At 66.0% G+C, this 21,890-nt stretch carries 20 protein-coding genes; 8 read left to right on the forward strand and 12 right to left on the reverse strand.

The features are described 5' to 3' along the window. The first annotated feature begins 693 nt into the window (after positions 1-693). A complete protein-coding gene (locus WDB66_RS11910; protein WP_339398813.1) occupies positions 694-1,671 on the forward strand; it encodes a TerC family protein in 978 nt (325 codons plus the stop codon). Positions 1,672-1,796: 125 nt separating this feature from the next. Continuing rightward, on the forward strand, positions 1,797-2,621 hold the full coding sequence (locus WDB66_RS11915; RefSeq protein ID WP_339398814.1) for a rhomboid family intramembrane serine protease: 825 nt from the start codon (positions 1,797-1,799) through the stop codon (positions 2,619-2,621). 28 nt (positions 2,622-2,649) lie between these two features. Here the strand turns inward: WDB66_RS11915 and WDB66_RS11920 are convergent, their stop codons facing one another. From WDB66_RS11920 to WDB66_RS11930, 3 genes are all read right to left on the reverse strand, one after another. After that, positions 2,650-3,168, reverse strand: coding sequence for a TnsA endonuclease N-terminal domain-containing protein (locus WDB66_RS11920; protein WP_339398815.1), 519 nt, complete (start codon positions 3,166-3,168; stop codon positions 2,650-2,652). A gap of 61 nt (positions 3,169-3,229) precedes the next feature. Then, positions 3,230-4,450: a plasmid pRiA4b ORF-3 family protein gene (locus WDB66_RS11925; RefSeq protein WP_339398816.1), complete on the reverse strand. Its 1,221-nt coding sequence runs from the start codon at positions 4,448-4,450 to the stop codon at positions 3,230-3,232. A 114-nt stretch (positions 4,451-4,564) separates the two neighbouring features. Further along, positions 4,565-6,346: an acyl-CoA dehydrogenase C-terminal domain-containing protein gene (locus WDB66_RS11930; protein ID WP_339398817.1), complete on the reverse strand. Its 1,782-nt coding sequence runs from the start codon at positions 6,344-6,346 to the stop codon at positions 4,565-4,567. Positions 6,347-6,682: 336 nt separating this feature from the next. Between WDB66_RS11930 and WDB66_RS11935 the strand changes: the two genes are divergently transcribed. Together WDB66_RS11935 and WDB66_RS11940 are read left to right on the forward strand one after the other, a co-directional pair. Continuing rightward, on the forward strand, positions 6,683-7,477 hold the full coding sequence (locus WDB66_RS11935) for a S1/P1 nuclease (RefSeq protein WP_489670860.1): 795 nt from the start codon (positions 6,683-6,685) through the stop codon (positions 7,475-7,477). A gap of 165 nt (positions 7,478-7,642) precedes the next feature. Beyond that, positions 7,643-8,254, forward strand: coding sequence for an OmpW/AlkL family protein (locus tag WDB66_RS11940; RefSeq protein WP_339398819.1), 612 nt, complete (start codon positions 7,643-7,645; stop codon positions 8,252-8,254). Positions 8,255-8,405: 151 nt separating this feature from the next. Here WDB66_RS11940 and WDB66_RS11945 read toward each other — a convergent pair whose 3' ends face one another. From WDB66_RS11945 to WDB66_RS11965, 5 genes are read right to left on the reverse strand one after another with little or no spacing between them, the layout of a single operon-like run. After that, positions 8,406-8,810 (reverse strand): TA system VapC family ribonuclease toxin, encoded by a 405-nt coding sequence (locus WDB66_RS11945; protein WP_339398820.1) that lies wholly within the window; start codon positions 8,808-8,810, stop codon positions 8,406-8,408. After that, entirely contained in the window at positions 8,807-9,058 is a 252-nt protein-coding gene (locus WDB66_RS11950) for a hypothetical protein (protein ID WP_339398821.1), read from the reverse strand. The genes WDB66_RS11945 and WDB66_RS11950 overlap by 4 nt, the downstream gene beginning before the upstream one ends. Before the next feature lie 46 nt (positions 9,059-9,104). Continuing rightward, on the reverse strand, positions 9,105-10,055 hold the full coding sequence (locus tag WDB66_RS11955; RefSeq protein WP_339398822.1) for an MBL fold metallo-hydrolase: 951 nt from the start codon (positions 10,053-10,055) through the stop codon (positions 9,105-9,107). A 42-nt stretch (positions 10,056-10,097) separates the two neighbouring features. Beyond that, positions 10,098-10,391, reverse strand: a complete 294-nt coding sequence (locus WDB66_RS11960; RefSeq protein ID WP_339398823.1) for a hypothetical protein — start codon at positions 10,389-10,391, stop codon at positions 10,098-10,100. 4 nt (positions 10,392-10,395) lie between these two features. Next, complete coding sequence (locus WDB66_RS11965; protein ID WP_339398824.1) at positions 10,396-11,706, reverse strand: tryptophan--tRNA ligase; 1,311 nt, start codon at positions 11,704-11,706, stop codon at positions 10,396-10,398. Between the two features lie 109 nt (positions 11,707-11,815). Between WDB66_RS11965 and WDB66_RS11970 the strand changes: the two genes are divergently transcribed. Next, positions 11,816-13,246 carry a phospholipase D family protein gene (locus WDB66_RS11970; protein ID WP_339398826.1) on the forward strand — a complete coding sequence of 477 codons (1,431 nt, stop codon included), beginning with the start codon at positions 11,816-11,818 and terminating at the stop codon, positions 13,244-13,246. 150 nt (positions 13,247-13,396) lie between these two features. Next, the gene (locus tag WDB66_RS11975) at positions 13,397-15,088 is read left to right on the forward strand and encodes a serine/threonine-protein kinase (protein ID WP_339398827.1); all 1,692 of its coding nucleotides are present in this window, start codon (positions 13,397-13,399) and stop codon (positions 15,086-15,088) included. A 273-nt stretch (positions 15,089-15,361) separates the two neighbouring features. On the opposite strand, the gene WDB66_RS11980 is transcribed toward WDB66_RS11975, so the two are convergent. The 3 genes from WDB66_RS11980 to coaBC all read right to left on the reverse strand — a co-directional run bounded on the left by WDB66_RS11980 (position 15,362) and on the right by coaBC (position 19,473). After that, the gene (locus WDB66_RS11980; protein ID WP_489670861.1) at positions 15,362-17,671 is read right to left on the reverse strand and encodes a phosphomannomutase/phosphoglucomutase; all 2,310 of its coding nucleotides are present in this window, start codon (positions 17,669-17,671) and stop codon (positions 15,362-15,364) included. 96 nt (positions 17,672-17,767) lie between these two features. After that, complete coding sequence (dut, locus tag WDB66_RS11985) at positions 17,768-18,259, reverse strand: dUTP diphosphatase (protein ID WP_339398829.1); 492 nt, start codon at positions 18,257-18,259, stop codon at positions 17,768-17,770. Further along, positions 18,256-19,473, reverse strand: coding sequence for a bifunctional phosphopantothenoylcysteine decarboxylase/phosphopantothenate--cysteine ligase CoaBC (coaBC, locus tag WDB66_RS11990; protein ID WP_339398830.1), 1,218 nt, complete (start codon positions 19,471-19,473; stop codon positions 18,256-18,258). The genes dut and coaBC overlap by 4 nt, the downstream gene beginning before the upstream one ends. 210 nt (positions 19,474-19,683) lie before the next feature. Between coaBC and radC the strand changes: the two genes are divergently transcribed. Both radC and WDB66_RS12000 read left to right on the forward strand, forming a co-directional pair. After that, positions 19,684-20,358: a RadC family protein gene (gene radC, locus WDB66_RS11995; protein ID WP_339398831.1), complete on the forward strand. Its 675-nt coding sequence runs from the start codon at positions 19,684-19,686 to the stop codon at positions 20,356-20,358. Positions 20,359-20,435: 77 nt separating this feature from the next. Beyond that, positions 20,436-20,981, forward strand: coding sequence for a gamma carbonic anhydrase family protein (locus tag WDB66_RS12000; RefSeq protein ID WP_339398832.1), 546 nt, complete (start codon positions 20,436-20,438; stop codon positions 20,979-20,981). A 22-nt stretch (positions 20,982-21,003) separates the two neighbouring features. On the opposite strand, the gene aroE is transcribed toward WDB66_RS12000, so the two are convergent. Then, entirely contained in the window at positions 21,004-21,837 is an 834-nt protein-coding gene (aroE, locus tag WDB66_RS12005) for a shikimate dehydrogenase (protein WP_339398833.1), read from the reverse strand. Positions 21,838-21,890: the final 53 nt, after the last annotated feature.

The following is a 21,890-nucleotide window of genomic DNA, read 5'->3' on the forward strand; positions in this document are numbered from 1 at the left end:
CCCGAACTCGGAAGTGAAACGCAGACGCGCCGATGGTAGTGTGCCCCGCGCATGCGAGAGTAGGTCATCGCCAGGGTTTTATAACAAAGCCCCCGACATTCGTCGGGGGCTTTTCTTTGCTCGAAAGAAATATCAGGATGGGGAGAGCGCACGGCGAGGTCTGGACGTCGCAGGCTCACTCTGAGTCAGTGCGTAGGCACCGACTGCTTTCGCGAACAGCCGTGATTCGAGAGGGAAGTTTGCAGCGCTTCTGTTTCCTCACACCGGCTTTGCGGATCGAACTGTTCGCGCCAGAGGCGCATAACGTATCCGCATTCTCCAGAACATCCACCGACCGGCTTCAACGATGCGAGCGGGCATATTGTCTGGACGGCGCGAGCGCATGAGCCCGACCTGAGCAGCTCTCCGGAAAATTGCCAAAGTAAGTGCAAAAACGCTAACACGCGCTTGACGCGCCTCAAATCCCATGCCATAAGTCACGCCTTTCCGGCTTTTCGTGCCGGAACCCTGAAGGGGAGTAGCTCTTCGCTGTCGTATCGTCATCACGGATCGTCATGCGATCCCGGTGCGGCAGGTACCAGGTCCCAAGGGCCCGGTGCGAGCAAGACCTTCGCCGACGACGGCGGAGGTGTGCCTGGAATTTGGGCTCCGACCGCATCGCGTCGGGGGTGAACCCCTTTCCGGAGAGCAGCAATGCATACCATTGGTACCCCTCTGATGTGGATCGGCTTCAGCGTCGTCGTTGTCGTGGCGCTGGCGGTCGATCTGCTGATGATGAAGAGCAAAGGCCCCCACAAGGTCGACACCCGTGAAGCGCTGTGGTGGAGCGCCGGCTGGATTGCGCTGGCACTGCTGTTCAACCTCGGCCTGTGGTGGTACCTGAACGGGGTCATGCCACCTGAGGAGGCCAAACATATTGCGCTGCAGTTCTTCACCGGCTATCTGGTGGAAAAGGCGCTGGCGGTCGATAACATCTTCGTCTTCCTGATGCTGTTCACGTACTTCGCGGTGCCGCCGGTGCAGCAACAGCGAGCGCTGATCTTCGGCATCATTGGTGCGATCGTGTTGCGCGCCATCCTGATCTTCATCGGTGCCGCGCTGATCCAGCAGTTCCATTGGGTGCTCTACATCTTCGGCGCATTCCTGGTGTTCACCGGGGTCAAGATGCTGTGGGGTGCGGGCGAGGAAATGGACGTGGGCGCCAATCCGCTGCTGAACTGGATCCGCAAGCGGTTTCCTATCACCTCGGATTACCACGGCACCCGCTTCACGATCCGTGAGCACGGCACCCGCTGGTTCACCCCTCTGTTCGTGGTGGTGGTGATGATCGGCATCACCGACGTGATCTTCGCGGTGGATTCGATCCCGGCCATTTTTGCCATCACCGACGACCCGTTCATCGTGCTGACCTCGAACGTGTTTGCAGTGCTCGGCCTGCGCGCGCTGTTCTTCCTGCTCGCCGGGATGGCCGACAAGTTCCATCTTCTGGTGTACGGCTTGGCAACGGTGCTGATCTTCATCGGCGCCAAGATGCTGATCGCCGACATCTGGCATATCCCGATCGGGGCGGCGCTGGTGGTGGTGGCGGTGGCGATCGCAGCGTCGATGATCGCCAGCGTGCTGATTACGCCCCGCGACGAAGGCGGTGGAAAGCCTTCCGACTCGCCCTGAGGCCGGAAGGTCATCCGCTCTGGCGGTGGCCTGACACCGCTGCCAGCCAGTGTGGATGATCGGCTTCCTGCCCGGGAAAGCCGTCAAGCCTTGACACCACCGCCCATCGCCCGCATCCATGGGCGATGGATATCCCTTTGCACGATCCTTCGATCGATCCGAAAGCGCAGGCGCGGCGCGACCGCAAACGCTTTGTCAGCGGCCTGCTGATCAGTGCCGGCTTCATCGCGGTGCTGTGGTGGATCAAGATGATCGAAACCTGGCTGGGGACCTCGTTCTCGGCGCTGGGCGTGCATCCGCGCACCGTGCTGGGGTTGGTGGGCGTGTTGACCGCGCCGGTATTGCACGGCTCAATTGGCCATCTAATCAACAACACCCTGCCGTTGCTGGTGTTGGGAACGCTGACCATCTCGATCTATCCACGTGCCGCCAGGCCCGCTGTGGCGCTGATCTGGCTCGGCTCGGGGCTGGGCATCTGGTTGATCGGGCGCGAATCCAGTCATCTGGGCGCCAGCGGCCTGTCGCACGGCCTGATGTTCTTCCTGTTCGTGCTGGGCCTGCTGCGCCGTGATCGCCCGGCCATCGCGGCCGCGATGATCGCCTTCTTCCTGTATGGCGGCATGTTGCTGACGGTGCTGCCGGGTGACCCGCAGATTTCTTGGGAGGCGCATATGAGTGGCGCCGTCTGTGGCGTGCTGGCGGCGCTGCTCTGGTTCCGGCGCGATCCACCACCAGCGCGCAAGCGTTACAGCTGGGAAGACGAGGACGACACCGTCGAGCCGCTGGAAGAAGCCCTGGCGGCGCAGGAGCGCAGCATGTACGAGCCGCCGCCGCCCAGGGACGTGCCCGTGCTCTGGGTGCGGCCACAGCTGCCACCCAACACCGGAGCCACCGTGATCCGCTTTCCGCCGCGACCGTCGGCTGGTTCGGATCCGGATGTGAAGCACTGATTCGGGTGGCTATGCACCGGTCACAGAGTCAAAGCCGCAGTTTCTGTTGAGACTCTCTGCCGGACGTTCGCACCCGTGCGAAATCCAGCAGATCGGCAAGCCGGGCGCCGCGCTGACGCCATTCGAAAAACACATCCTCACCCACCAGCGCGTAATGCCATTCCAGCCCGTTGCGCAGATCGCCCGGTATGGCATTGATCCGCTCACACCATGCCGCAGCTGCCCGCAACTTTCGTTGCACGTTGGGGTGAAGTATCTGCTGCTGGGCTTTCGTCTCCACCAGATACACGCGATCACTGACCCGCACCACGAAGTCCGGACTGTAGCTGGCCGCCATCCCATCGTTTTTGACATAGCGCAGCCGGATGAAATCATGGCGCTGCTCATGCACCTTGCAGAAGGCCGCGACGCCAGCATCGCTATCCGCCCACTCGATGAACGCCCGCTCCAGTCCGCCGTTGCGAGCGGGGTAGGGCAAGCGCAGATAGATGCACTTGCCGACCTCCAGCGCCCCTATCTCGCCCTGCCCGAACCGCTGCGGCAGCATGTGCGCGCGATCATTGCGGCCCTGCGCAGTTGAGCTGCGGCTGCCGCCCAGCGCGGATATTTCAGTCGCCCTGAGTCCGGGGAAACAGTGCGGTGGTGGAATAGCGCCCGTCCGCTCGTGCCTGGGCCAGTTGTGCGGTGTAGTCGCGGCGGATGCCGGGGCCCAGGGTGGCGCCGGTGGCGATCAGGCCATCGCAGATGATGCAGCCGCGGAAGTTCAGCAGTGCGGCCGTGACCACAACGCCGGAACCGCCGCTGATCTCGCGGATGCGCTGGGTCAGGCCGAGTACGCCATACGCGGCGCTGCCATCCGGTTCCAGGAAGATCGAGTGGCTGCGGGTGTCGCGCAGATAGATCCAGCGTTGGGCGCGGAAATCCTGTAGCGCGTCGATCACGTCTTCATGGGGATTTTCGTCGGTGCCGCGCAGGCGCTCCAGCGTCGCCGCCAGTCGTTCGGGCTCACGCGCCAGCAGATTGCGTGCGTGAATCAGGTGTTCGATGACGTTCCGCCGCTTTCCGGGCGGCCCGGCGATGTCGAGCAGGATGCCCCGGTAGTACGTGATGAACTCGGATGCGAGAAGGGGCTCCAGCATCAGGGCAGGCGCCGCCGTTGCCCGGCCAGTGCTCCTGCGCGCGGTGACCTGAGCGGTGCGGGAGCGGCGGGTGGCCGGGCGATTGGCGTGGGCTATACGCGCGGCGGTGAAGGCGGCCGCCAGAGCAGCGAGGTTGCGGTTGATCTGGTCAAGATCGACGACGTCCGGATCGAACGGGCCGCCGACCCATCGCTTTGCATCACGGTGTTCGGGATGGGCGGGGTCGCGCAAGCACTCGAGCAGATGTGTGTAACCGGGAGGGCCGCCACAATCTTCCGGCGGACAGGCGCCCTGTGCCGCAATGCAATGGATGCCTTCACCCGCTTCCAGCGACGCGGCGTCCATCACGGCAGTGACTTCGATGCTGTGATGCCAGTCGTCACCGAAGTCGTACCAGTAGTCGAAACCGCTGCCGGCTGCTGGTGCCAACTGTTCCAGGGTGTATCGGTTCTCTGTCTTGACCGGCATGCCGAAGTCTTCGAAATCCGGATCGGGAGCGCCGTAACGCAGCACATCCTGACCGGATTCCACGATGAACATGTGCAGGTGGCTGTCGTCCCAGCCCATCACCGTTTGAAGCACCTGGTGCAGCTGGTCCAGGCGCAGGTTCGAAGGAACGACGAGATCGCGATGCACCGCAGGGCTGACATCATCCAGCGTGATCGACAGGCGGTGCAGGGCGGTATGCATGGGGGTTTCGAACTGACGGGCAAGGACGGAAGGCGGACACGAAAATGGCGGCCGGGAGGTCCGGCCGCCGTTGCATGTTACGGATTGTCGCCCGACGCGGCGGGGTTGTCTCGCTCAGAGGCGGTCTTCGGGAAACTCCACCACGGCGCTGGCGCCTGCCAGCACCACTTCGCGCAGGCCGCGCACGCGGGTCAGCAGGTGGTCGGCGTAGAAGCGGGCGGTCTTGAGCTTGGCAGTCAGGAAGGCTGCATCGCCCTGGCCGGCATCGAGCAGACGGCGTGCCGCTTCGGCGGCGCGGGCCATCTGCCAGCCGCCGCAGACGATGCCGCACAGGTGCAGGAACGGCACCGAGGCGGCGTGCACGTCGAGCGGGTGGCTGACGTAGTGGGTGGCGATATGCACCGCCGAGGTTTCGTAATCAGTGACCGCCGCCTGCAGCCGTGCGTGGATGGCTTTGATGTCGGCGTCGTCGCTGCCGGCCAGCGCATCGACGGTGGCGCGCAGTTGTTTGGCCAGCGCGGTGGCCACGGTGCCGCCATCGCGTGCCAGCTTGCGGCCGATCAGGTCGTTGGCCTGGATCGCGGTGGTGCCTTCATAGATCGACGTGATGCGTGCATCGCGCATGTGCTGTGCGGCGCCGGTTTCCTCGATGAAGCCCATGCCGCCGTGCACCTGAATGCCCAGATTGGTGACTTCCACCGCGGCATCGGTGGCCCAGCCCTTGTGGATCGGCACGAGGAATTCGGCCATCGCCTGGGCCTCCTTGTTGCCGGCATGGCCGAGGTCGAGCAGGGCGGCCAGATGCATCGACAAGGCGCGGTTGGCCTCGGTGATCGCGCGCATCGTCAGCAGCATGCGGCGCACGTCCGGATGCCGGGCGATAGGCACGGTGGGGCCGCGCGGATTGGCCAGATCCCGGCCCTGCATGCGCTCATGCGCGTAGGCGCTGGCCTGCTGCCGGGCACGTTCGCCGATGGCGATGCCCTGCACGCCGACGGCATAGCGGGCCTCGTTCATCATGATGAACATGTATTCCAGACCACGGTTGGCCTCGCCGACGAGATAGCCGAGCGCTCCGTCCTTTTCACCAAAAGCCAGCACCGCGGTCGGGCTGCCGTGGATGCCGAGCTTGTGCTCCAGAGAGGCACAGCGAACATCGTTGCGTTCGCCCAGCGAGCCGTCGGCGTTGACCAGGAACTTGGGCACCACGAACAGCGAAATGCCCTTCACACCCTCGGGCGCATCCGGCAGGCGCGCCAGCACCAGATGCACGATGTTTTCGGTGAAATCATGCTCGCCGAAGGTGATGAAGATCTTCTGCCCGAACAGGCGGTAGTGGTCGCCCTCGGGCACCGCACGGGTGCGCACCAGTGACAGGTCCGAACCGGCCTGCGGCTCGGTCAGGTTCATGGTGCCGGTCCAGCGGCCTTCGATCATCTTCTGCAGGTAGGTCTGCTTCAGATAATCCGAACCCACCAGCACCAGCGCCGACACCGCGCCGGCCGTCAGCATCGGGCACAGCGAGAACGACAGATTGGCCGCCATCAGCATTTCCGACACCGGGCTGGAGACCACGTTCGGCAGACCCTGACCGCCCCAGTCGGTGGGGAACGGCAGCGAGTTCCAGCCGGCCTCGCAGAACTGCCGGTAGGCGTCGCGGAAACCGGGCGCGGTGGTGACTTCGCCATCCTTCCACTGGCTGCCGTGGATGTCGCCGCCGCGATTGAGCGGGGCCAATACCTGTGCGGTGAACTTGCCGGCTTCGTCCAGCACCGCATCGATCAGCTCGCCGCCCAGTTCCGACTGGCCGGGCAGGGCCTGGATCGCGGGCAGGTCGATCAGATGGTTCAGCACGAAGCGGATGTCTTCCACGGGGGGGGTGAAGCTGGTGCTCATGACGGTCTCCGGATGCGGCGCGAAGGCGCGCGATGGGGTGGGCCAAACTAGCGTACTGTGCCGTATGGTACGGAAGGTGGCGAGCGGTCGCCAGTGCCCTGTGCGGGGCAGGTGCAGGCCGGTTTGGATGTCTTCGGGCATCGTTGCTCGAAGAACAATCCGGCGCGCTTACATAACCTGCGGCGCCGGGCGATACCGCCAGCCGTGCTTGAAACGTCACCACGCATGACTGCCGTTCCCGCGCACGCGACATTCCGCCATCGTCGCCGGCTAGGATGGCGGCTTTGTTCTTCCACGGACGGGATGGCGATGCGCAGCACAGTGGCGGTGATGGTGATGGCGGCGTTGACGATGCTGGCGTCCGCGCCGGTGCAGGCGTGGTCCGGCTTCGGGCACCGGCTGGTGGGTCTATTGGCGCAGGAACAACTGTCGGAGGACGCGCGTGCGCAGGTCGATATGCTGCTGGCGGATGAGCCTGACGCCGATCTGGGCACCATCGCCGCGTGGGCCGATGAGATCCGCGAACAGCCGGAATACCGTTTCACCGCACCGTTCCATTACGTCAATTTCCCGTTGCACAGTTGTGACTACCAGCCCGCGCGTGACTGCCCGGAAGGTGCCTGCATCATCGCGGCGCTGGAGCGTTATCGCGATGTGCTGGCCGATGTGTCGCAACCGCTGGAAGTCCGGCGCGAGGCGCTGAAATTCGTCGTGCATTTCACCGGTGATGTGCATCAGCCGATGCACGCCGGCAACCGTGGCGATCGTGGTGGCAACCGCTTCCAGGTGAATATCGACGGCAAGGGCAGCAACCTGCATGCGGTCTGGGATTTCCACCTGCTCAACAGCGCCGGACTGAGGATGCGGCAGTGGCGTGAAAGGCTCGCGCCGCAGGTGGCACAGGCGCAGGTGTCCACGATGCAGGTGGCGGCCTGGGCCGGTGAATCGTGTGCGGTGCTGGACGTGCCGGGCGTCTATCCGGCCCGGCCCGGGCGCCTGCCTGCCGGATATCTGGAAGCCCATCGCCCGTTCGCGGAGCAGCGCGTGGTATTGGCGGCCGCGCGTCTGGCGGCGTTGCTGGAACGCGCGCTGGCGGCCCCTGCTGTGGAAACCGGCGGATCTTCGCACTGAGTCGAACCGTTGTGAAGCAGGGTGCCAAACAGGATCAGGCTGAACACTTTATTAGCTGCCATTTCGCCGTACAGCGGGCAGTTGACTGGGATCAAACAGACTCCGCGGGTCGGGAAGGACACTGACTGCCCCCGATTCACCCCCACAAGAAAAAGGAGTTTCTCCATGTCCCATCGTCATCTGCTGGCCGCTGCCCTGGCTGCCGCAATCCTGGTCCCGAGCATTGCCAGCGCCAACGACAGCTGGTTTGTCCGTGTCGGCGCCCACAACGTCGATCCCAAGTCCAACAGCGGCACGCTGGCCGGCACCCTGGATGCCACGATCGATTCCGATATCAAGCCCACGATCGCCTTCGGCTACCACCTGTCGCCGAACCTGGCGGTGGAACTGCTGGCGGCGCTGCCGTTCAAGCACGAAGTCAGCCTCAACGGCGATCCGGCCGTCGAATTCACCCACCTGCCGCCGACCCTGTCGCTGCAGTACTACTTCGCCCCGGATGCCAAGGTGAACCCGTTCCTGGGCGCCGGCGTGAACTACACCTGGACCTACGACGAGGAAACCAAGGGCCCGATCGCCGGCACCAAGGTCGGCATCGAGAACTCCTGGGGTCTGGCGGCGCAGGCCGGCCTGCTGTTCCAGGTAGGCAAGAACTGGGACATCGTGGCCGATGTGCGCTACATCGACATCGACGCCAAGGTGAAGCTCAATGGCGCCGAGATCGGCAAGGTCGACGTGAACCCGCTGGTGTACGGCGTGGCGGTCAACTTCCGCTTCTGATCGCAGCCTGCGATTAGTGCATGAAAACGCCCCGGCGGAGGGATCTGCCGGGGCGTTGTTGTTTCTGGTCCTGCGTAGTTTTGTCTCGCACTGCGTCCGGGTCGGTAGCGGATGTGGTCGTCGTCCGGCTTTCATTCCAGCGTGGCAAAGATCAGCCGATCCACATCGCCACATCGTCATGCAGGGCCGCCAGACCGCGATCCATCGTGGCGATGCCGCCTTCGAAATAGCGCGCGAGCTGGGCCAGGTAGGCGTCCGTTGCCTGGCTGTGTCCGAGTACGCCATGGCGGCGTACCTGCGTATAGGGCAGCGCGTCGGGCCAGAAGGCATGGCGCGGGTCGGCGGCCAGTTTCTCCAGTTCCCGTGCCGCGATGGCGAACCCATCCCGGCCTTCGAGGCGGGCAATCGAGCGCACCAGCGCGCCTTCGACGATGGGGCAGGTGGCAAATCCGTCACCATGCCGCAGGAACCATTCGCGCACACGGGCATGGTGGATGTGGTCGGCATCGAACAGGGCGACGAGTATGTTCGCGTCCAGCAACAGGCGACGGCTCATTCAGGCGTCTCATCCAGTACGGCGCGCACGTCGTCCGGCCCGACCGGGCGGCCGGAGCGGAATATGCCCAGCCCCGTGTCCGGATCCACCGGGTAATGGCTCCTGTTGTCTTCGATGCCCTGCGCCGGCGCGCGCAAGCCACGATGCGCCAGCTCCACCAGCAGTTTGCCCAGCGTGGTGCCCTGCTCACGCGCAAGGCTGCTGAACAGCTGATGTTCGCGTTCGGGGATATCGATGGTGGTGCGCATATCGGGCCTCGATTGCAGGATCGCACCGCATCACATCATCAGTGCATCATGATGACGGTCTTGCGGCGCGCCGCTGCTGCCGGTCCAGCCACACACCCAGGCCCTGGGCATTGAGTTCGATATCCATGTGCAGCAGTTCGCGCACCTGTTCGCTGCTCTGGCCGCTGTGCGCGGCGGCACGCGGTATGTAGAGATCGTCCAGCGCGGCAACCAGTGCGGCATGGCGGTCGGGGGCGTCGGCGCAGGCCAGGGCGCGTTCGACCATTGCATCGATCTGTTCGATCAAAGTGGTGGCGTGGCGTTCCACATCGCCGATGCGGCCGTAGTGGGTCAGGCAGATGCCGTCCGGTTGCAACGCGATCAGGCGCCGGATCGAATCCTTCAGCGTGGGCGGGTCGAACTGCACCGGCGTGGTGGTCGGGAAGATGAAAAGACCGTTTTCCGAATCCAGTTCGCGGTAGGAAATACCGAAGGTATCGCCGCTGAAGACGGTGCGGCTTTTTTCGTCCCAGATGCTGATGTGGTGTGCGGCGTGGCCGGGCGTATCCAGACAGAGCAGCGCGCGGCCGGCCAGATCCACGACGTGGCCTTCATCGGCGATGTCCACGCGCTCTGCGGGAATCGGCACGATCCGCCCGTAGCTGCGCGTCACTTCCTCTTCGCCATAGACCGCGGTGGCGCCGGCGATCAGCTTGGCCGGATCGATCATGTGCGGTGCGCCGCGCCGGTGCAGCACCACGCGCGCGTTGGGCAGATGCTGCAACAGTGCACCGGCGCCACCGGCGTGGTCCAGATGCACATGGGTCAGGATCAGCCAGTCGATATCGGCCGGATTCAGTCCGGCGTCGGCAACGGCGGCCAGCAGGGCCGGGACCGAATGCGAGGTGCCGCTGTCGATGAACGCGCCGCGGCCGTTTTCCACCACCAGATAGGCCGCATCGAACTGCGGGCGGTGGAAGCCGGTGTCGATGGTGTGGATGCCGTGAAACGGGGACATGGTGTTTCCTGATTCTGAAAAAGATGTGGCAGGCGGCGGCGATTACTTGCTGCGCAGCAGGGCGCTGCGTAGCGGCCAGGCCAGCAGGATCACGCCGAGAAAGGCGCCGTAGGCCAGCAGTGTGGCCAGCACCTGCTTCCAGATGGGGCCGGCGCTGGGGTCGCCATGCTCGATGCCCCACAGCATCGCCCAGATGCTCAGCACCAGCGCCACGGCCAGCGTCGCCAGTTCGAACAGGCGACGCACCGCGCCGCCGGGTCTGCGCGGGAACAACATGAACCAGGCGCCGACCACAGCGAACCACGGGAAGAACAGGATCACACTCAGATAAGCCATCGCATCAGTCCTCGGAAAAACGCGCCAGCGCGGCATGCACAGCGGTCAGCTCGACCCCTTCGCCCAGCTGTTCGCCCGGCAGCAGCGAGGCGTTGGCGGCATCGGCCTTCAGCGCTGCGACGCGTTGCCCGGCCTCGCGCGGCGAGGCATAGCCCGGGCTTTGCAGCAGCAGGCGACCATCGGCATCGAGCAGCTTGAAATGGAACTGGCCATCGGCCTCGCGGTACTGCTTGAAGAGCGGCGGTTTGCTGGCCGCAGGCGCGGTTTTGTCGTCACCAGCCACAGTCTGGGCCACGCGGTTGAACGAACGCAGCCCGACCGCTTCGCGCAATTCCTCCAGCAGCGGCGCGGCGACCGCACGCGCTTTTGCCGCGCCGGTCTGCAAAACTTCCTCGATCTCGGCCGGCTTTGCGATCAGTGCCTCGTAGCGCTCGCGCATCGGCGCCAGTTGCCCGTCGATGCGCGCGAACAGACGCTGCTTGGCCTCGCCCCAGGACAGCCCAGCGCTCAGTGCAGCGCGGTAGGTGACGGTGTCTTCGGCATCGGAAAACGCCTGGAACAACGTTGCCAGCGCATTGCTGTCCGGATCCTTCGGTTCACCCGGCGCGGTGGAGTCGGTGACGATCTGGCTGATCGCTTCCTTCAGCTTCTTCGCGCCGCCTTCAAACAAGGGGATGGTGTTGTCGTAGCTCTTGGACATCTTGCGCCCGTCCAGCCCGGGCAGCGTCGCGACCTGTTCCTCGACCAGGGCCTCGGGCAGCACGAAGAACTCGCGTCCCTTGCCGAACAGGTGGTTGAAACGCGCCGCCACATCGCGCGCCATTTCGATGTGCTGGATCTGGTCACGCCCGACCGGCACCTTGTGCGCGTTGAACATCAGGATGTCGGCCGCCATCAGGATCGGATAGCTGTACAGGCCCATCGTGATGCCGGCATCGGGGTCTTCGTTCTGCGCCAGATTGGCATCGACGCTGGCCTTGTAGGCATGCGCGCGATTCATCAGGCCCTTGGCGGTGACGCAGGTCAACAGCCAGGTGAGTTCGGGAATCTGCGGGATATCTGATTGGCGGTAGAACGTGACGCGTTCGGGATCCAGCCCCGCCGCCAGCCAGGTCGCGGCGATTTCCAGGCGCGAGCGCTCGATCCGGGCCGGATCGTCGCATTTGATCAGTGCGTGGTAGTCGGCCAGGAAGAAGAACGCATCGGTCTGCGCATCGCGGCTGGCCTCCACCGCCGGTCGGATCGCACCCACGTAATTGCCCAGATGCGGGGTGCCGGTGGTGGTGATGCCGGTGAGGATGCGGGTCTTGGTCATGGTGACGCAGTGAGTGGGCGAAAGGACTGTGCAGTGTAGCAACGCCGGCTGCGTGCCGAGCCTTCCGCCGTGGCATGCTGAATCCTTCATCCCCGTACGAGAGCGCCGCGTGTTCCGATCCCGTCGCTGGCTGAAAATCCTGTTCGCGCTGGGTCTGGTGTGGCTGGGCAGTGCGCTGTGGCAGACGTACAAGCCGTTGCCGCCGGGCGTGGATGTGACCGGACCGTGGCGGGCTGCGCAGGAGGTATCGTTCCTGGCTGATCTGACCTTCGTCGATGCCGCCGGCAGCCGTCACAGCGAGCAGGCGATCTTCGATGCCGCGTTCGCGATGATCGCGCAGGCGGAAAGGCTGATCGTGCTGGACATGTTCCTGTTCAACGATTTCGCCGGCGCGGAAAGCGCGATCCTGCGGCCATTGAGCGGCGAATTGAGCCGGGCATTGCTGGCGCGCATGGCGCAGGTGCCGGGCCTGCGCGTGATCGTCGTTACCGACCCGATCAACACCGTCTACGGTGGCGTGGCGTCTCCGCATCTTGAAGCGCTGCAAATGGCCGGCGCGCAGGTGATCCAGACCGATCTTGCCGCGTTGCGTGCCTCCAATCCGGCCTGGTCCGGGCCGTGGGCGCTGTGCTGCGCCTGGCTTGGCAACCGTGCTGCCGGCGGCTGGCTGCCCAATCCTTTCGCGGCCGAAAAGATCACGTTGCGAAGCTGGCTGGCACTGCCGAACTTCCGCGCCAACCACCGCAAGACGCTGATCGTGGATCAGGGTACGGGCTGGCAGGCGCTGGTGGCCTCGGCCAATCCGCACGATGCCAGCAGCGCGCACGGCAATATCGCGCTGCGTTTTTCTGGTGCGGCGGCATTGGATCTGCTGCAAAGTGAAGCGGCGGTCGCAGCGTTTTCCGGCGTGCCGCTGCACGGTTTGCCGGCTGCGAACGCGCCACCGGTTTCCGCAGGACCACGCCTGCGGGTGCTGACCGAAGCTGCGATTGCACGCGCACTGATCGACACCACCGACCGTGCCGCGCCCGGCGACGCGCTGGATGTCGCGGTGTTCTACCTCGCCCATCGCGGCCTGATCGCCGCGTTGAAGTCCGCCCATGCGCGCGGTGTCAATGTGCGCGTGCTGCTCGATCCGAACGAGGACGCCTTCGGTCGCAAGAAGAACGGCGTGCCCAATCGCCAGGTCGCGCGCGAACTGGTCGCCGCCGGTATTCCGGTGCGCTGGTGCGACACCCACGGCGAACAATGCCATGCCAAGCTGCTGCTGCATCGCGGCCGGCACGACACCACGCTGATCGCAGGTTCGGCCAACTTCACCCGCCGCAATCTGGACAACCTCAATCTGGAAACCAGCATGCAGCTGGTCGCGGGCGCCGGGCACCCGGCCATCGACGACGCGCTGCACTGGTTCGAGCTGAACTGGACGAACGAACCCGGACGCCGCTTCAGCACCACCTACGCGCACTACCAGGACGACGCGCTGCTGCGCCGCCTCTGGTACCGCATCGGTGAAGCGGCAGGGTTTTCCACCTGGTGATGAGGTGGCCGCAGTTGCGCGATGGGCCCTTGCATTGCCTGCGGCGGCGTCGACAACAGGCGCAGTGGGCAAGGTCTGAACGCGTGCAATCATTGGGAATCTCCACCCCACCGGCGCACAATTGGTCGCTGGACCCGTCCGGTGCCTGCTGTGAACGATGCCCTCAAAGCCCGTTTCGCCCGACTTGAGCCACTGATCGACCGTGCGCTGGAGCTGGAGGGTGCGGGGCGTGAGCGGTTTCTGGCGCTGTGTGCGGAAATCCACCCGGATCTGGTTGCCGATCTGCGCCGCGCACTGGCCGACGATGCGCAGTTGCCGGCACTGGGCGGGCTGGCCGAAGAGCTCACGCGCGAGCACACGACCAACCGCGGCGGATTGCGCGCCGGCGCCTGGCGCCTGCTGGAAAAGATCGGCCAGGGCGGCATGGGCACGGTGTACCTGGCCGAGCGCGCCGACGGGGCGTTCGACAAGCGCGTGGCGATCAAGCTGCTGCGCGGCAACGATCCGCGCTTCAAGGAACAGCTGGAACGCGAACGGCGCATGCTGGCGCGGCTGGATCATCCCGGCATCGCGCGCCTGATCGATGGCGGTGTGCTGCCCGATGGCCAACCCTGGCTGGTGATGGAGCTGGCCGAGGGCTGCGAGCTGGACCTGTGGCTGGCCAACGAGCGCCCATCACTGGCACGCCGTCTGGCGGTGTTCATGGCGATCTGCGATGCGCTGTCGTATGCGCATGCGGCGCTGGTGGTGCATCGCGATCTGAAGCCCGGCAACATCCGGGTAGCGGCCGATGACAGCGTCAAGCTGCTGGATTTCGGCATCGCCAAGCTGCTGGCTTCCGATGCCCAGCGCGGCAGCACCCGGCACATCGCACTGACCCCGGAATTCGCCGCGCCCGAGCAGCTTCGTGGCGAGCCGGTGACCACGCGCACCGATGTCTATGCACTGGGCGCCTTGCTGTATCTGCTGCTGTGCGGACGCTCACCGCATCCGCGTTTCGACGGCAACTGGGCCGGGTATATCGATCATGTAAGCAATGTCGATGCGCCGCGCGTGAGCCGGGCAGCGAGCGACAGGGTGGCGCCAGCGCTGGAACCGGCCTTGCTGCAGGGCGATCTGGATGCGATCGCGGCCAAGGCGCTGCAGCGTGATCCGGCGGCACGCTATGCCAGTGCCGAGGCGCTGGCGCAGGATGTGCGGCGTCATCTGAGTGATCGCCCGGTGCTGGCGCGGCGCCAGAGCTGGCAGTACCGCAGCGGCAAATGGCTGCGCCGCCACTGGCTGGTGGCGGTGACGCTGGCGGCGATCGCGCTGGCGCTGGGTGCCGGTCTGGCCGGTGTGGTCTGGCGTGCGCAGCAGATCACCGCCGAGCGCGACGCGGCACGGCGCCAGGCGCAGCATTCGCATGCGGTGAGCGAATATCTGGCGCAAATGTTCAGCGGTGCGCGGCCTGGCGATGACAGTGCGCGTGCGGTGTTGCAACGCGCGGTGGACGGGATCGGGCAGCACTTTGCTGATGACCCTGAAGGCCGGCAGCAGGTGCGCGTGGCACTGGCCGGTATCCATCTGGGCATCGGTGACGATGCCTCCGCCGCGCGCCTGCTGGCGATGTTCGATCAGGACCGCAGCGCCGACACCCCGACCCTGTTGCAGGCCCAGGCGCAGATCTACCGCGCCACCTTGGCGCAGCGGCGCGGCCAGTCGGAAGAAGCCTGCGCGCAGGTGATGCTTGTGTTCGACTGGTTGGAAGATGGCCGCAGCGATCACCAGGCCGCACTGGACGATGCGCGTGCGGTACGCGCGCAGTGCCAGGCGGTGATGGGGGATTCCAGCGCGGATTGATCGGCGTGCGGGCCGGGTGATTCATTTGCGGGTGCCGGGCTGGCGCGGCGAAACCATGTGCAGCACACGTGAAGGCCCGCCAGATGCATGGTCGCGGGTCGGGCTAAGCGCAGCGATGCCCGAGATCCTGTGTGTCACCACCCGCGTATGTGCTTCACGGTGGCGGGCGGTTCCCGGCGTTGGGGTTCGCTGTGCTCACCGCCAACCTATGGATGATTCATAGCATGTGTGGCCGCTTGGATGCGGCCCATGCTTCGGCATGCCGGGCGGGCCTCAGAACGGCAGGTTCAGGCCCGAATCCACGGCGAGCAATTGTTCGCGGAAGGTGTTCTTGATCCGTTCCAGCGCATCTTCGCTGTCGGCGTCGAAGCGCAGCACCAGCGAGGGCGTGGTGTTGGAACAGCGCACCAGACCCCAACCATCCGGCCAGTCGGCGCGGATGCCGTCGATGGTGGAAATCTTCGCACCTTCGAAATGCGCGGCGGCGGCGAACTTGCCGATATAGGCGTAGTGCGCGCCTTCCTCCATCTCCACCTTCAGTTCCGGCGTGCTGGCGCCCTTGGGTAGTTCGTCGAAGATTTCCTGCGGGCTGCGGTCGTCGGCGGCGAGGATTTCCAGCAGGCGTGCGGCCGAGTAGATGCCGTCATCAAACCCGAACCAGCGTTCGCGGAAGAAGAAATGGCCGCTCATTTCGCCCGCCAGCTCGGCCTCGGTTTCGATCATCTTGGCCTTGATCAGCGAGTGCCCGGTCTTCCACATGATCGGGCTGCCGCCATTGCGCAGGATCTGGCCGGCCAGATGGCCGGTGCATTTCACGTCGTAGATGATCGTGGCGCCGGGGTTGCGGCTGAGCACGTCGCGCGCGAACAGCATCAGCACGCGGTCCGGGAAGATCATTTCACCTTCGCGCGTCACCACGCCGAGGCGGTCGCCATCGCCATCGAAGGCCAGGCCGATGTCGGCTTCGAACTTGTCGACGAAGTGCTTGAGGTCTTCGAGGTTGTCCGGGTTGCTCGGGTCCGGATGGTGGTTGGGGAACTCGCCATCGACCTCGCAGTACAGCGGGATCACTTCGGCACCGATGGCTTCCAGCACCTGCGGCGCGATGCCGCCGGCGACGCCGTTGCCGGCGTCCACGACCACCTTGAGCGGGCGTTCAAGCTGGATGTCGCTGGCGATGCGCGAAAGGTAGTCCGGCGCCACATCCATGCTCTGCAGGCCGCCGCCGCCTTCGCGGTCGAGCAGGCCGTCGACGATGCGGAAGTACAGATCCTCGATTGAATCGCCGGAGAGCGTTTCGCCGCCGAGCACGATCTTGAAGCCGTTGTAGTCCGGCGGATTGTGGCTGCCGGTCACCGCCACGCAGGAGCCGGTCTGGAGCTGGTAGCTGGCGAAATACACCACCGGTGTCGGCGCCAGACCGATGTCGATGACATCGCGCCCGGCCAGACGCAGGCCGTCGATCAGGGCTTCGGACAGGTCCGGCCCGGACAGGCGGCCATCGCGGCCGACCACGATTTCCTGCAAGCCGCGCTCGGCCATCACGGTGCCGATGGCCTGGCCGATCAGGCTGGCGATGCCTTCGTCCAGGGTTTTGCCGAGCACGCCGCGGATGTCATAGGCGCGGAAGATGCTGCGGTCCACCGCCAGCGCAGGGGTCTTGGGCGCGGCCGGCTTGGCCGCAGGTTTCGCTGCCGCTGCGGCGGCACCGGTGGCGGTCGCATCGCCTTCGGCGCCGGGCGCGGTTTTCAGTTGTTTGAGGGTGTCGGCGAAAGTCTCCAGCGGCGCATCGGCCTCGTCCTTGCGCAGCAGCGTGTTGCGCAGTTTCAGTAGCAGCACCACGCCCAGCCCCAGCGCGCCCAGGCCCATCAGCAGCTGGGTGGTGGCCGAGTACGGCAGGGTCGAGACGAATTCCGGTGCGGCGCTGCCGACCCGCAGTGGAATGCCGGGAACCGGGGTGTACTGCGCGTTGCGCCGCAGGCTGGCATCGCCGCGCTGGGCCAGCACACTCTGGCCGCTGCGCAGTTCCAGGTAGCCGCCGCCGGGCAGGGCGGCACTGTCGGCCGGTGCGGTGATCGTGTCCAGCGGCAGGTGGCCGATGGCGATGGCGATGACGCCCTCGTCGTCCAGACCGTCACGCATCACCGGCGCCGCCAGCCCCAGGGCCAGCGCATTGCCGCTGCCGATCACGCCGGCGACGCTGCGCCGTTCGGTGGAAGCGGCGGTCAGCAGCGCGAGCTTGCCGTAGCCCAGTTCGGCCATGTCGGCGCCGAAGGCTTCGTCCAGTTGTGCATCGTAGAGCGTGACGTCGGTCAGTTCCGGCCAGGCTTCGTGTAGCCGCCTGGCAGCGTCATCGAAGGCGTGGGCTTCGGCATCGGCGCGCAGATAGGCATCGGTCACGGCCTCGTCCATGCGCGTGCGGTGGCCTTCGATGCGCTGCTCCAGGCTGCTGGCCAGGCTGGCGCGCAGCTGCTCCAGCTGCGGCTGCGAGGCGCTGGTATCGGAGGCGCGCCAGACCTGCCACAGGATCGCCAATCCGCCCAGCAGCGCGAGCGCGGCAATCACACCCAGTACGGCCGCCATCACCTGCGGTGGCAGCTGGATGGATGGGCGTTCCACGTTTTTCTTGTGCTTTGCCATTGATGCCCCCTGAAACGTCAGCACGCCGCAGCGGCGCGCTCAACGCAGTCCGGTATGCCCGAAGCCGCCCTCGCCGCGCTGACTGCGCTGGAAATCCTCGACCTGCGTGAAACGTGCGCGCCCGACCGGCATGAACACCAGTTGCGCGATGCGGTCACCGGGTTCGATGGTAAAGGCGGTGTCGCTCCGGTTCCACAGACTGACCATCAGCGGGCCCTGGTAATCGGCATCGATCAGTCCGGTGAGGTTGCCCAGCACCAGGCCGTGGCGGTGGCCCAGGCCCGAGCGCGGCAGGATCAGTGCACACCAGCCCGGATCGCCGATATGGATCGCAAGACCAGAGGGCACCAGTTCGGTCTGGTCGGGTTGCAGCGACAAGGGCTGTTCCAGCATGGCGCGCAGATCCAGTCCGGCGGCACCGGCGGTGGCGTAGCCGGGCAGCGGAAAATCGCGGCCCAGGCGTGGGTCGAGCAGTTTCAGTTCGACGTCCAGCGCGCCGCGATGGGCGTGCCGGGATGGGTCCGGATTCATCGGTCGCGTTCCTGCAGGCGTTGCGCGATGGCATGCAGCAATTGCCGTGCCACCTCGGCCTTGGATGCCATCGCGATCTCGCGTCCGCCACCGGGCCAGATCAGGCTCAGTGCATTGGCGTCGGCATCGAAGCCGCTGCCTTCCTGGCCGACGCGGTTGGCCGCGATCATGTCCAGTCGCTTGCGCTCCAGCTTGTCGCGCGCGTAATGCGTCACATCATGGGTTTCTGCGGCAAAACCGACCACGAAGGGGCGCTCGGAATGCGCCGCGACCTGCGCCAGGATATCCGGGTTCTGCACCAGCTCCAGCGTCAGGCCGCCGTCGTCGCGCTTCTTGATCTTGCTGCTGCTGGGCTGGCTGGGGCGGAAATCGGCGACTGCGGCAGTGGCCACGAACACATCGGTGCCGGGCAGCTGCGCCATCACTGCTTGATGCATCTGCGCAGCGCTGCGCACGGCGATGCGGGTCACCCCGGCCGGTGCCGGCAGCGTTACCGGGCCGGATACCAGCACCACGTCCATGCCCAGACGCTGGGCCTGGGTCGCGATTGCGTAGCCCATGCGGCCGGAGCTGCGGTTGCCCAGATAGCGCACCGGATCCAGATCTTCATACGTCGGCCCTGCGGTCAGCAGCAGGCGTTTGCCGGACAGCGCTGCGGCGCTGTCCGGATCAGGGTCCGGTTCCAGCAGCGCGCCGGCGATGGCCTCGGCTTCCCACATGCGCCCGGCGCCGGTTTCGCCGCAGGCCTGATCGCCGGCATCCGGGCCGAGCAGGGTGACGCCGCGCGCGGTCAGCGTGGCGACGTTGGCCTGCACGGCGGGATGCGCCCACATCACTCTGTTCATCGCCGGTGCCACGTACAGCGGCGCTTCGCTGGCCAGGCACAGCGTGGTCAGCAGGTCATCGGCCTGGCCCTGGGCCAGGCGCGCGAGCAGATCGGCCGAAGCCGGTGCGATGACAATGCGCTGAGCCCAGCGGGCCAGTTCGATATGCCCCATCGCGGCCTCGGCGGCCTCGTCCCACAGCGAATGCCGTACCGCTTCGCCCGACAGTGCCTGGAAGGTCGTCGCGGTGACGAAGCGTGCGGCGTTTTCGGTCAACACCACGCGCACCTGCACGCCACGCTCGCGCAGCCGGCGCACCAGTTCGGCGGCCTTGTAGGCAGCGATGCCGCCACCCACGCCCAGCAGGATGCGTTCCGGACGCGTGCTCATTGGTGCACCGGTCCACAGCGGCGGCAGGTGGCGGTGGGCGGCAGGCTGCAGGCGGGCAGGGAGCACGGCGGCATCAGAAAAGTCCTAACGGAAAATCCGCGCAAGAGCTTACTTCAATCCTCGGCCTTTCCTGATGCCGCTGCACGCGGCAGGCGGCAACACTGGTCCGGCATGCCCCGACCGGGGCCGGTGGGAACGAGGAGCCGAACAATGGCCATACGCGAATGGGACGAACACGAGCGCCCGCGGGAGCGGCTGCTGGCGCAGGGCGCACAGGCGCTCAGCGATGCCGAACTGCTGGCGGTGTTCCTGGGTTCGGGCCTGCGCGGGCAGAACGCGGTCGAACTGGGCCGTCACCTGTTGCAGCGCAATGGCGGCCTCAGTGGCTTGTTGCGCCGGCCCTGCCACGAGATGGTGCGCGAACCCGGCCTTGGGCTGGCGCGCGCCTCGCGCCTGCTGGCGGCGCTGGAACTGGCCAGTCGCCATCTTGCATCCGGCCTGACACGGGGCGAGGCGATCAGCGATCCGCGCCGCGCCGGCGAATATTTCCACGCCAAACTGCGCGATCGCCCGCGCGAGGTGTTCGCCTGCCTGTTCCTGGATACCCGGCACCGGCCGATTACGATGGAGGAACTGTTCCACGGCACCCTGGACGGCGCCGAAGTGCATCCGCGCGAAGTGGTCAAGCGCGCGCTGGCGCACAACGCCGCGGCGGTGATGCTGGCGCACAACCATCCCAGCGGCGTGACCGAAGCCAGCGCAGCCGATCGCACCATCACGCTGCGCCTGCGTGATGCGCTGGCGCTGGTCGGGGTGCGGGTGCTGGATCACTTCATCGTCGGCGACGGGCCGCCGCTGAGCTTTGCCGAGCGGGGCTGGCTGTGAACGCCGTGACCGCCATCGTCGCCGCAACCGGACAGCCGGCTAAACTGCATCGCATCGTCATCAGCCTGCAGGATCCCATGAGCCCGCTGCGTCCCTTTCTGCAAACCGCGCCGGTGCTGGGCGCGCGTGTCTATGTCGACCCGGCCGCCAGCGTGATCGGCGATGTGGAACTGGGAGACGATGTGTCGATCTGGCCCGGCGCGGTGCTGCGCGGTGATGTGAACAGCATCCGCGTCGGTGCCCGAACCAGCGTGCAGGACGGCAGCATCGTGCACGTCACGCACGATGGTCCGTTCACCCGTCCGGGCGGCTTTGCCACCGTGATCGGCAGCGACACCACCATCGGCCATGGCGTGATCCTGCACGGTTGCCGTATTGGCGATTTCTGCCTGATCGGCATGGGCGCCACGATCATGGATGGCGCCACGGTCGAGGATTACGGTTTCGTCGGCGCCCGCGCGTTGGTGTCACCAGGCAAGACCGTGGGGCAGGGCGAGCTGTGGCTTGGCAATCCGGCCCGTTGCGTGCGAAAGCTGGACGAACGCGAGCTGGAAAACCTGCGCTACAGCGCCGCGCATTATGTGCGGCTCAAGGACCGCTATCTGGGCATGGCCGAGGCCTGAAAAGGCGACGACGCGGGCACGGCTACTGTTCGCGTAGCCAGGTCAGCGTCGCGGCACTGTCCGGGCGCAGCCCATGCCAGATCAGGAAAGCCTGCGCGGCCTGTTCCACCAGCATGCCCAGCCCGTCGCTGGCACGGCCGGCGCCGTGTTGCGTGGCCCATTCAAGAAAAGGCCGGGCCGAATCGCCATAGGACAGATCGTAGGCGCAGGCATCGGCGCCCAGCAGGCTGGCCGGCAAGGCCAGCACCACGCCCTGGCGTGCGGCCGAGGTCGCGTTGAGAACCAGATCGAAGGCGCCGGCCTGATCCAGTTCCTGCCAGTCGCAGACCTGGATCGGGCCACAGGCGGCCAGGTCATGCGCCAGCGCGCGGGCGCGCTCGATGCTGCGGTTGGCCACGACCAGTTCGGCGATACCGGCTTCAAACAGGGCCGACACCACGCCCCGCGCCGCGCCGCCGGCACCCAGCAGCAGCACTTGTCGTTGCGCCAGCGCCAGGCCGAGATGGGCTTCCAGATCGCGCACCAGTCCGCTGCCGTCGGTGTTGTCGCCGAACCAGCCGTCGTCGCGTCGCACCAGGGTGTTGACCGCACCGCTCCGGCGCGCGGCCGGTGACAGTTCCAGGCACAGCGTGGCGGCCTGTTCCTTCAGCGGCAGCGTGACATTGGCGCCGATCCCGCCCTGGCTGGCGAAGCGCGCCAGCGTGGCGGGGAACAGCTCGGGCGTCGCTTCGATCGCCTGATAGTCCAGCGCGATGCCCAGCCCCTGCGCGAAATGCCGGTGGATGCGTGGCGACAGGCTGTGCGTGATCGGTTGGCCGAAGACCGCGAAGCGCGGCGGAAGCGTGAGGTCGGACATGGCAGGCGCGGGCGGAACGATGTCGCCACCCTAGCACCGCATTGCACCCTATG

The sequence above is a fragment of the Denitratimonas organivorans genome (assembly GCF_037478135.1).
In the GTDB taxonomy this organism is placed as follows: domain Bacteria; phylum Pseudomonadota; class Gammaproteobacteria; order Xanthomonadales; family Xanthomonadaceae; genus Denitratimonas.

Bases quoted from the DNA above. Each gene is read 5' to 3' on its own strand.
- radC (WP_339398831.1), top strand. From the start codon at position 19,684: ATGGCCATACGCGAATGGGACGAACACGAGCGCCCGCGGGAGCGGCTG.
- aroE (WP_339398833.1), bottom strand. From the start codon at position 21,837: ATGTCCGACCTCACGCTTCCGCCGCGCTTCGCGGTCTTCGGCCAACCG.
- dut (WP_339398829.1), bottom strand. From the start codon at position 18,259: ATGAATCCGGACCCATCCCGGCACGCCCATCGCGGCGCGCTGGACGTC.
- WDB66_RS11935 (WP_489670860.1), top strand. From the start codon at position 6,683: ATGGCGGCGTTGACGATGCTGGCGTCCGCGCCGGTGCAGGCGTGGTCC.
- coaBC (WP_339398830.1), bottom strand. From the start codon at position 19,473: ATGAGCACGCGTCCGGAACGCATCCTGCTGGGCGTGGGTGGCGGCATC.
- WDB66_RS11980 (WP_489670861.1), bottom strand. From the start codon at position 17,671: ATGGCGGCCGTACTGGGTGTGATTGCCGCGCTCGCGCTGCTGGGCGGA.
- WDB66_RS11955 (WP_339398822.1), bottom strand. From the start codon at position 10,055: ATGTCCCCGTTTCACGGCATCCACACCATCGACACCGGCTTCCACCGC.
- WDB66_RS11950 (WP_339398821.1), bottom strand. From the start codon at position 9,058: ATGCGCACCACCATCGATATCCCCGAACGCGAACATCAGCTGTTCAGC.
- WDB66_RS11920 (WP_339398815.1), bottom strand. From the start codon at position 3,168: ATGCTGCCGCAGCGGTTCGGGCAGGGCGAGATAGGGGCGCTGGAGGTC.
- WDB66_RS11960 (WP_339398823.1), bottom strand. From the start codon at position 10,391: ATGGCTTATCTGAGTGTGATCCTGTTCTTCCCGTGGTTCGCTGTGGTC.
- WDB66_RS11940 (WP_339398819.1), top strand. From the start codon at position 7,643: ATGTCCCATCGTCATCTGCTGGCCGCTGCCCTGGCTGCCGCAATCCTG.
- WDB66_RS11925 (WP_339398816.1), bottom strand. From the start codon at position 4,450: ATGCATACCGCCCTGCACCGCCTGTCGATCACGCTGGATGATGTCAGC.
- WDB66_RS11945 (WP_339398820.1), bottom strand. From the start codon at position 8,810: ATGAGCCGTCGCCTGTTGCTGGACGCGAACATACTCGTCGCCCTGTTC.
- WDB66_RS11915 (WP_339398814.1), top strand. From the start codon at position 1,797: ATGGATATCCCTTTGCACGATCCTTCGATCGATCCGAAAGCGCAGGCG.
- WDB66_RS12000 (WP_339398832.1), top strand. From the start codon at position 20,436: ATGAGCCCGCTGCGTCCCTTTCTGCAAACCGCGCCGGTGCTGGGCGCG.
- WDB66_RS11965 (WP_339398824.1), bottom strand. From the start codon at position 11,706: ATGACCAAGACCCGCATCCTCACCGGCATCACCACCACCGGCACCCCG.
- WDB66_RS11930 (WP_339398817.1), bottom strand. From the start codon at position 6,346: ATGAGCACCAGCTTCACCCCCCCCGTGGAAGACATCCGCTTCGTGCTG.
- WDB66_RS11910 (WP_339398813.1), top strand. From the start codon at position 694: ATGCATACCATTGGTACCCCTCTGATGTGGATCGGCTTCAGCGTCGTC.